Source organism: Streptomyces sp., from assembly GCF_036566765.1.
Lineage (GTDB): Bacteria > Actinomycetota > Actinomycetes > Streptomycetales > Streptomycetaceae > Streptomyces.
In genome coordinates this window covers 1-6,480 of the sequence record NZ_DATCVQ010000357.1, presented here as the reverse complement: position 1 = coordinate 6,480, position 6,480 = coordinate 1, and the positions used below count along the sequence as shown (strand labels likewise).

Annotated in this window: 5 protein-coding genes and 3 pseudogenes; 2 read left to right on the top strand and 6 right to left on the bottom strand. The window is 70.4% G+C overall.

What is annotated here, in order from left to right; genetic code table 11:
• Positions 1 to 56 precede the first annotated feature (56 nt).
• The 4 genes from VIU94_RS20845 to VIU94_RS20830 all read right to left on the bottom strand — a co-directional run bounded on the left by VIU94_RS20845 (position 57) and on the right by VIU94_RS20830 (position 5,138).
• Positions 57 to 1,862: a choline/carnitine O-acyltransferase gene (locus VIU94_RS20845; protein ID WP_331913349.1), complete on the bottom strand. Its 1,806-nt coding sequence runs from the start codon at positions 1,860 to 1,862 to the stop codon at positions 57 to 59.
• 20 nt (positions 1,863 to 1,882) lie between these two features.
• Positions 1,883 to 2,728 carry a class I SAM-dependent methyltransferase gene (locus VIU94_RS20840; RefSeq protein ID WP_331913348.1) on the bottom strand — a complete coding sequence of 282 codons (846 nt, stop codon included), beginning with the start codon at positions 2,726 to 2,728 and terminating at the stop codon, positions 1,883 to 1,885.
• Between the two features lie 61 nt (positions 2,729 to 2,789).
• Complete coding sequence (locus VIU94_RS20835) at positions 2,790 to 3,659, bottom strand: HalD/BesD family halogenase (protein ID WP_331913347.1); 870 nt, start codon at positions 3,657 to 3,659, stop codon at positions 2,790 to 2,792.
• Between the two features lie 666 nt (positions 3,660 to 4,325).
• Complete coding sequence (locus VIU94_RS20830) at positions 4,326 to 5,138, bottom strand: hypothetical protein (RefSeq protein WP_331913346.1); 813 nt, start codon at positions 5,136 to 5,138, stop codon at positions 4,326 to 4,328.
• On the opposite strand from VIU94_RS20830, the gene VIU94_RS20825 reads away from it, so the two are divergent.
• Both VIU94_RS20825 and VIU94_RS20820 read left to right on the top strand, forming a co-directional pair.
• Positions 5,137 to 5,283, top strand: coding sequence for a hypothetical protein (locus VIU94_RS20825; protein WP_331913345.1), 147 nt, complete (start codon positions 5,137 to 5,139; stop codon positions 5,281 to 5,283). The two genes, VIU94_RS20830 and VIU94_RS20825, sit on opposite strands and share 2 nt — an antisense overlap.
• Before the next feature lie 147 nt (positions 5,284 to 5,430).
• Positions 5,431 to 5,973, top strand: a pseudogene (locus VIU94_RS20820) (transposase family protein); the annotation flags it as partial.
• Positions 5,974 to 5,988: 15 nt separating this feature from the next.
• On the opposite strand, the pseudogene VIU94_RS20815 reads toward VIU94_RS20820, so the two are convergent.
• Both VIU94_RS20815 and VIU94_RS20810 read right to left on the bottom strand, forming a co-directional pair.
• Positions 5,989 to 6,210 (bottom strand): annotated as a pseudogene (locus VIU94_RS20815) (transposase); the annotation flags it as partial.
• Positions 6,211 to 6,297: 87 nt separating this feature from the next.
• Positions 6,298 to 6,480: pseudogene (locus tag VIU94_RS20810) on the bottom strand (VOC family protein); the annotation flags it as partial.

The following is a 6,480-nucleotide window of genomic DNA, read 5'->3' as shown; positions in this document are numbered from 1 at the left end:
GTCGGCCGTGCCCTTCCCCCCGGAGGGCACGGCCTACGGTCCTTTCCGTGCGCCGGTCAGTCCTCGGACCGCACGGACGTCAGCAGTTCGCGCAGTTCGGCAACCGCCTCGCGGAGGTGGCCGGCGAAAGCGTGCATCTGGTCGGCGACCGGCAGCGGGGTGCTCAGGTAGATGTTGAAGCGCTCGGGCAACAGCACGTACGCGACACCGATGCACCGGCTGCTCGTGGAGCCGAAGCCGAAGAACTGGATGTTGGCCGACGGCGCGGAGCTGGTGCTCAGGTAGTCGTCCCGCATCGTCAGCCAGCCCGGCGTTCGGTACAGGGAGGGCTGCTCGTCCACCCCGAGCTCCGCCCCCCGGCGGCGCTGGATCAGCTCCAGCTCCCACAGGTGCTGTTCGGGCACCTGGCCGGCCTGGCTCTCCTTCGCACGCGCCACATGGGCGTCGGCGGCGGCACGGAATGCGACGTGCCGGAGGCTGGTGTCCGCCGACGGGTCGTCCATCGCGGCGACGAACGCGAGCATCTCGGGGGTGACGACGCGCATCGCCTCCGTCCGCCCGTGCTGGTACTGCCGCGTCGCGATCGATTCGTACGTCGCACCGAGCCGGCCCTTCGCCCGCTGGTGGGCCAGCTGATAGGCGACCTGGACGAACGCGTCCGGCGAAACCCCCAGCGCCTTGGCCGCACTACTGCCGAAGTCCTCGAAGGACACGGTGCTGGTCGCGGTGTTCCGCCCGTACGCGGCGAATGCGTCGGCGGCGGCGCGCACCTGCGTGCGCAGCGCGTCGTCGAGCGTGAACACGATCGGCTCCAGTACGGGCTGTCCCTGGGAGCGGGCCCCGGACCGGCGTGAGGCCTCCTCGGCGGGGCTGGTGAGCAGAGCGTCGGTGAAGCTGAGGATGGTGGTGCCGTCCAGCTCGCAGTGCTCGACGTTGATGCCGGCGCGCCCGTCGGCGAAGACGACGAACGACACGGCCTTGTCGAACCACCGGTTGCCGCGGTCGCCGTACAGCAACTGGTCGCAGGCGTCCTGAGTGCTCTCCGGTGCGAAGTCCTCGAGACAGACGCAGAACAGTGCAGTCTCGACGGTGTCGAGCGCGTCGGCGTTACCTGGGTGGCCGGCGATGAGAGAGGCCCGGGCGGCGGCCCATTCGGCGCGGGCCATGGTGGTCAGGTGACCCACCGAGGTGTCCTCGCTGGCTCGCTCGTCGCCCGCCTTCATCACCGCGCGCAGCCCCGCCTCGAGTTCGTCCAGGGCATGCGGGACGCCGTCGGGACCGATGACGTCGAGCCGGAACATCCGGCCACGGAAGAACACCACGATGTGAGGGGCGTCGGACGGACCAGGCCAGGCGTCGGTGTACGGGGCGCGGACGGTGTCCTGCTGTGCGCCGGGGATTCTGGTGGTGGAGAACAGGAACTTGTTCTGCACCATCGACTGGTGTGCTCCGCGCTGCACCACTGGCGCGATGAGCCCGTCGTCGAGCTGCCGCTTGTGGTCGAGGGCCCCGGCGATGAGCCCGGCCGCCCGCTCCACCTGGGGGCGGCCCGTGTCCCTGAACAAGAAGAAGAAGTTGGCGTTCAGAGCGATCCGGTCCCGGCGTCCCAGGTAACGGTAGGGCCAGAAAGTGTCGAGCCAGCTGTGCACACCCTCCGTGGCGTCGTACTCCTCCAGCGCCGCGTGCAGGACCCGGCCGGGGCCACCGGGTCGGAGGAAGGCGGTCACCTCCGCCTCGGTCGCCGCCCGCTCGTCCGGCGTCAGCAGCGGCGCGCACCAGGTGAGGAATTTCTCGCAGCTGGCTTCCAGGGTGGGCAGCGGCACCCGCGGCAGGTCGGCCTCCCCGGCGAAGGTCGCGTTCACCGCTGCATCCTGACTGGTCTTCAATTCTGCTCTCGATTCGGATCGTCGATACCTGGGGTGTCGTGCGGGCGGGAAAGATAGAGCTGTGCGTAGAGCCAGCCTTCCGTTTCGAGGCCCCTCGCATCCACTCCGGCGGCCGACATGCTCTCGAGCACGAGCGCCTGTTCCTGCGGGGAGGCGAAGCGGCGCTGTTTGAACACCTCGTCGACGCGGATGGTGCGGTAGCCCAGTCCTCCCAGTGCCTGCTCCACGGGGTCGAAGGGGAACATCCGCAGCACAAAGTGCGCCATCCAGGGCCGTCGGGGGCCCTGCGCCTCGACGATCCGTACGAGTGTCCGCTCGGTGACGTAGCCGAGGCAGCCGGTCGAGATCACCAGGTCCGCTCCGGCGAGCTGGGCGCGCTGTCGCGGCGTGGGCTCGTTCGCCTCCAGGTCGGCGTGCACCGCGTCGTCGAGGAACCCGGCCTCGTGCGCGTAGGACAGTGCGTGGTGGGAGGTGTCGAGGCCGGTGAAACGGATGCGCTGGGCGGGCTGGTGCGAGCGGGACAGCTTCCGGTCGCGGACGAGCAGGGCTTCGCGGCTCTTCCCGTCGAGGCCCTCGTCGTCGTAGCGGGCGTAGAGCTCGTCCATGGTCACGTCGTACTTGAGCAGTGCGGCGTTGATTCCGTACGAGCAGCCGATGTCCACAATGTGGGGCACGGTGACGTGCTGGGCCTCCCGGTACTCCTTCACGAGTTTCGCGAAGTAGGGCTTCGCCTGCTGTGGAACGCAGTAGCCGAGGGGGCGCAGCAGGCGGAAGTAGGCCCGGGGATCGGGCTGTGTGTAGATGTGGTCGAGCGTGACTTTCCCGGTCGCGTCGAAACGCACAGGGCTTACTCCTCGTCGATCGCAGAGTGGGGGGCGGCGGCTGTGCCGGTCGGTGGGTCGGTCAGTCCAGCAGTGCGTCGCCCCGGACGGCCCGGCCCTCGGCCGCCAGATGCTCGGGCAGCACGCGGCCGAAGAGCTGCCGGGTGCGGGCCACGCTGCCGACGACGCCGGGGCGCTCGCTGTAGGCGAAGATCGCAGAGTGGCGTGCGACGCCGCCCCGGACGGGGCTGACCCGGTGCAGCGAGTAGCGGCCCTTGAACAGCTGCAGGTCACCCGGTTGCAGGGGGAGGCTGCGGACGAGTGCCCCGCCCCGGCCTTCGAGCACGTCCCGGACGTCGTCGAATCCCTCGTCGTGCGCGGACCGGATGCCCGGGCAGTATTCGAAGTCACCGCCGACCTCGGCCTGTTGGGTGAGCATGCTGACCGTGTACTCGTTGGTGTCGAAGTGCCAGGGGTGTTCCCTGTCCGGCGCGACGACGTTGAGGACGAGCCCGGAGAGCGGGTCCGCGAGTTCGTAGAGCTCCGGAAGTCCGAAGCACAGTGCGACGAAGCGGTGGAACAGTTCGTCGGAGTAGAGGCGGCTGATGACCGCGTCGTCGGGGATGCGGTCCCGGGCGACGAAAGCGTTGCCGCGCTCGAAGGTCTTCCGGCCCGGGTGGTCGTCCGGCAGTTCCGCGTCCACCGCGATGTTGTAGACGTTGACCGTTTCGGTGTCGAAGTGCGCCCGGGACGCGAGGGTCGAGCACTCGCGACTCAGCGTGTCGCGCAGTGACGGACGGATGAAGTCGGGCAGCACGGTGCAGCCGAGGGCGGACAGTTCACGCCGGGCACGGGACACCACGGCGCGGCCCTCGGCGCTGTCGAGTTCCGACAGGGGGTAGCGGGCGGTGTCGACGACCTGGTCCAGTGTTGCGGCTTCCAAAGAGCTCACTCGATCCTCTCCACGTGGCGGGCAGACCGTTCCGAGGTGTCCTGCCCCACCTCGGCTCTTCAGTAACTGAACTGACTGGTAACTGAGTTGAAGCTCCCACAACGCCGCCGGATTGTCTGTGACACGCCCCACTGAACCCTGGGGTGTCATGGGGCGGAGCGCTGGTCCTCCCTCGACGCCGCGCCCTGCTCGCGCAGCCCCGAACGACGTCGTCGGCGCCTTGGGCCCGGGTGACGTCGAGCGGCGTCATGTCGTCCCAGCAGACCCGGACGATGTCGGCGCCGTGCTCGTGGAGCAGTCGGGCGGTGGACGGTCGTCCGCCATGGCAGGCCGCCCCAGAAGGCGCTGGTGATGTCCGTGGTGTTCGGCGGCGGAGAGGTACGCGCGGACCTGCCGGGCGCTGGGTCGGCACCGTGCGCGGCAGCCACCGCCGGCACCATCAGCACCCGGACAGGTGCACCAGCGCGGAAGCCGTCCGCAGACAGACCCGGAGCACCAGCCCCCGGTCCTCCAAGCGCTCCATTAGCCGGGGCCACTATCGCCGCCGCCCGGCCGCACAGAACACCTCCGCGCCAAGCGGATCGGCCGACCAGGGCGTAGCAGTTGTGTCTGCCTCCAGGCGCTGCCCATAGCGGGCCCCGCATGCCCTGACGAGCTCGTGCATGGTTAGCCGTCGAGGAGGAAGTCCACCGCCATCACGGCGTGGAGGACGATCATGGCGCTGCAGCAGAGGACCAGGACGGCGCCCGCGTAGGTGTTCACCAGGTGCGTGAACGGCGATGCCGGCACCAGCACGTCCGCCGGGTCTTCCGGGGGGTGGGCCACGGTGATCGTGGGGCCGGCCTCGCCGTGCAGGAAGCCGCGGTATGTCCCGGTCGCGTCTGGGTAGATGTACGCCCCGCGGGACATTGTGGCCCGGGTGGCGGTCACCATGACGCCGTGCCCGCGCAGCCAGCGTTCCCGCCGCGCGCGGATCACCCCGTACAGGCCCGGCCACAGGCCCAGCCAGGCGAAGCCGCCGATCGGGACCGTGAGGAGCACCAGGTCCCACCTGCCCAGCGAGCCGGCCACCATGCAGAGGACGACGAGCGCCAGCAGGTGCCACAGCGTGCCCCGCAGGATCCGGCGGTGGAACCTCGTCCGCCAGGTGGGGGCGAGCGAGCGGACCACGGCGAACGGGGCCCCGTCGACGTCGTCGCTGTCCGTCCGGTTCGCCAGGATCGCGTTGACCCCGTCGGCGAAGGCGGTGGCCGCTGCCTCGTCCACGTCGTCGATGCGGTGGACGTGCGGCGTCGCCCCGGGCTTCGCCCGCAGTTCGATCAGGACCGAGCGGCCCTCGGCGCGTATCCGGCCCAGCCCGTCGGGGGTGAAGGTGACTTGCTCGCGCGGGAGGTCGAGGACCAGCCCGATGTCCTCGGCGGACAGGACGGCCCCGCCCCGGCCTCGGAGCACCGGGAGGGAGGAAATGGAGGTCGCCATGGGCATGATCGTAGAGCGGGGCGCCGTCCCGGTCAGCCCCTCGGATCCCGCGCTCGTCCGGCCCTTGTGGGGGAGGAGGGCGGCGAGGGCCGCCGCGATGCCCGGCCGGCGGGTCCGGCGCGGCTCCGGGGAGCGCTGGTCGTGACGAGTGCGGCGCCGTCGGGCGCCGGGGTGTCGGGGAGGGCGGCGGTGACGGCCTCCCCGAAGGCGAGCGCCCCGCTCTCGTCGACATCGGCGGCCCGGTAGATCGTCGGCTCGTCGGCGCCGGACGAACGAGATCGCCGCCAGCGGTATGTGGTGTTCCTTGTCGGGGCGGCGTAGGGCCACCGGCCCGCCCGCGAAGCGGAGAAGCGATTCGCCACCGCGCAGCACCAGAGACGGGGGCCGTCATCGTCCGCATTCCCCCGCCGCCGTCGGTCGGTCCCGGGGCACCGCCTGGCGACAGGGCGACGCTCTCGCGCCGATCGTAGGGGCACCGGCCTGCTGCTTCGGGGTCGACCGCGCCACGATCACCCGCGCCGTCGGCGAGGTGCGGCCCCCGCTCGCAACACGCGGCTGCACCGTCGTGCCCGGCATCCGACTCCGCACCCTCGCCGAGGTCATCGAGCACCTCAGGGCCACCAGGCAGACCGGGATCATTGACGGCATCGAGATCCGCGTCCGCAGGCCCGCTGCCGGCCGCAAGGACCGGGACAAGTTCATCTCCGGCAAGAACAAGCAGAACGCGGTCAAGGCCATGGTCCTCACCGACTCTGCCGGCAGGCTCCTGTTCTGCAGTTCGGCCCAGCCGGCAAGCTGCGCAGACATCACCCACGCCCGACAGTTGGGCCTGGTCAAGCACCTGGCCGACGGACCCGTCGACGGCCCATCTGATCAGCCGTTTGTGGGCGGTCTGGAACGGGCCGAGCTCGTCGGTCAGGTCCCGCCAGGGCGAGTTGGTGCGGTGCTTCCACGCGATGGCCTCGAGCGTTCGGCGGTGATCAGCCCACCACCGTCCACGGACCGGAACGGCCGGCATCAGCGGCTCGATCCGGCCCCACATCGCATCAGTGATCACTGATCGGGCAGACACATCCGATCAACTGACCAACCCATCAAAGAGACACGCGATAGCCAGGAAACCCCAGCCGGCTGCGCCCGCGGGGCGGTCGGGCCCTGGTCAGATCGTGACCGGGCCGTGGGCGGTGGCGAACTCGACCGTGACCAGGCCCGGTTCCTCATCCTCGACCCAGGTGACGTCGATCTGGTCGAGGGGGTGGTCGGCTGGTTCGCCGAGGAATTCGGCGATGGAGGCGGCGTCGCCGGCGATGGAGACCCCGTGGATGGTGGTGGAGGTGCGCGG

What these genes read in the sequence shown, in the direction of transcription:
- VIU94_RS20825 (WP_331913345.1), top strand. Translation starts at nt 5,137, where the DNA reads ATGGGCATGATCGTAGAGCGGGGCGCCGTCCCGGTCAGCCCCTCGGAT.
- VIU94_RS20830 (WP_331913346.1), bottom strand. Translation starts at nt 5,138, where the DNA reads ATGGCGACCTCCATTTCCTCCCTCCCGGTGCTCCGAGGCCGGGGCGGG.